1 protein-coding gene is annotated in these 1,441 nt (G+C 50.9%); it reads left to right on the top strand.

Going from position 1 to position 1,441, the window contains the following annotated elements; all coding sequences use genetic code 11:
* Positions 1-280: 280 nt before the first annotated feature.
* Positions 281-1,417 carry an ISAs1-like element ISAs12 family transposase gene (locus tag J9892_RS21400; protein WP_021141311.1) on the top strand — a complete coding sequence of 379 codons (1,137 nt, stop codon included), beginning with the start codon at positions 281-283 and terminating at the stop codon, positions 1,415-1,417.
* Positions 1,418-1,441: the final 24 nt, after the last annotated feature.

Raw genomic sequence — 1,441 nt, 5'->3', positions numbered from 1 at the left:
CAGGGCGAGATCGTGAACATTTTGTTAAAAATTAAAAATAGTTTTTTGCCTACAAAACAAATACTTATAGGCCTGTGATATGCAGTTAACTTTATAGTCAGGATCGCCTTCACACTTTTTAATCGTCACTGCACGTCATTTCAGCTCAAAAAATGCGCATGAAATCCAAAAAATGATAATTTCCATGATTTCCATAGTTAACAATTTGCTCACATCCTCACCCTGAAATTTGACCTGGTGATCCGGCTGTGATCTCATGCTCCTTTTCAGGAGTGCTCTCATGTCTATTGATGCCGTTTTCGCTCAGTTCTTCGACAATATTCACGACCCTCGCCAGCATGCCAAGATTTATTATCCCTTCTACGATGTCCTGTTTCTCACCGTCTGTGCCGTGATCGGCGGGGCTGAGGGCTGGGAAGATATTGAGGATTTCGGCGAGGTTCATCTTCCCTGGTTTCAATCCAAGGGACTGTTTAAAAACGGCATTCCTGTCCATGACACCATTGCCAGGATCATCTCCGGCATCAAACCAGAGCCGTTTCAGGCCGCCTTTGTGCGGTGGACTCAAGCCATTAACCAGCACACCGATGGCGCCCTGGTCGCTATCGATGGCAAAACCCTGCGCAGTTCCTATGACCGTGAGGATCGAACGTCGACCATTCACATGGTCAGTGCCTATGCCGCCGCCAATAAGCTGGTGCTCGGACAGATAAAAACCGACGCCAAGTCCAATGAAATTACCGCTATTCCCGAGTTGCTGGCGCTGCTCGACATCAAAGGCTGCCTGGTATCCATCGATGCGATGGGGTGCCAGACCGAGATCGCCGAGACCATCCTTCAGCAAGGTGGCGATTACTTATTGGCCGTCAAAGGCAACCAACCCAAGTTGTTCGAGGCGGTTCGACAGGCCCTCGCCCCGCTGGCGGCCACCCCGTTATGCGCAGAGACGATGACGCTTGAGAAGGCTCATGGCCGCATCGATGGTCGTGAGTACCATGTCATGGCGGCGGGCGAGTTGGCCGCCCAGTTTCCTCATTGGAAACAGTTGCACAGCATTGGCGTGGCCATCTCCTATCGCGTTGAAAATATGCAAAAAATTACCATAGAGCAGCGTTATTTCATCAGTTCCAAAGCGTTGGTGCAGGATGAGTTTGCGCGAGCGGTGCGTGGGCACTGGGCCATCGAAAATAGCCTGCACTGGGTGCTGGACGTCACGATGGGCGAGGATGATTGCCCGATTTATCGCGGTGATGCCGCAGAGATTTTGGCGTGCATCCGGCACATGGGGCTGAACATGCTCAGGGCCGAGACTTCACGCAAGGCGAGCGTAAGACGGAAGCAAAAAATCGCAGGAATGAGCAGTGAATATCTGGAAACGGTACTCAATGCGGGTCTCAAAAAACTGGGTGAAATTTAACAAAATGTTCACGCTCTCACCCTG

Origin of the sequence: Aeromonas sp. Prich7-2, assembly GCF_017939255.1 — a bacterium.
Taxonomy (GTDB): Bacteria; Pseudomonadota; Gammaproteobacteria; order Enterobacterales; family Aeromonadaceae; genus Aeromonas; species Aeromonas caviae.
Note: the sequence above shows the minus strand (reverse complement) of the source record. Positions and strands in the feature narration are given on the sequence as shown.